The sequence below is a fragment of the Bacillus cereus group sp. N6 genome, assembly GCF_016483705.1.
GTDB lineage: Bacteria > Bacillota > Bacilli > Bacillales > Bacillaceae_G > Bacillus_A > Bacillus_A wiedmannii.
The window spans coordinates 1-342 of the sequence record NZ_JAEHBI010000243.1; the positions used below are offsets into that span (position 1 = coordinate 1).

Here is a 342-nt window from a genome sequence, read left to right on the forward strand (position 1 = left end):
GGTGACCCGTACGGGATTCGAACCCGTGTTACCGCCGTGAAAGGGCGGTGTCTTAACCACTTGACCAACGGGCCAAATATTATAAATCCTATGGCGGAGAGCAAGGGATTCGAACCCTTGATACGCTTGTGACGTATACACGATTTCCAATCGTGCTCCTTCGGCCAACTCGGACAGCTCTCCAATGGCTCCGCAGGTAGGAATCGAACCTACGACCGATCGGTTAACAGCCGATAGCTCTACCGCTGAGCTACTGCGGAATAATATTGCCTGGCAACGTCCTACTCTCACAGGGACAAGGTCCCAACTACCATCGGCGCTAGAGAGCTTAACTTCCGTGTT

General features: G+C 52.9%; 3 tRNA genes. All 3 read right to left on the minus strand.

Going from position 1 to position 342, the window contains the following annotated elements:
• Positions 1 to 2 precede the first annotated feature (2 nt).
• Positions 3 to 74: transfer RNA gene (locus JDS99_RS31135), tRNA-Glu, on the minus strand.
• Positions 75 to 91: 17 nt separating this feature from the next.
• A tRNA-Ser gene (locus JDS99_RS31140) sits at positions 92 to 183 on the minus strand.
• Positions 184 to 185: 2 nt separating this feature from the next.
• A tRNA-Asn gene (locus JDS99_RS31145) sits at positions 186 to 260 on the minus strand.
• Positions 261 to 342: the final 82 nt, after the last annotated feature.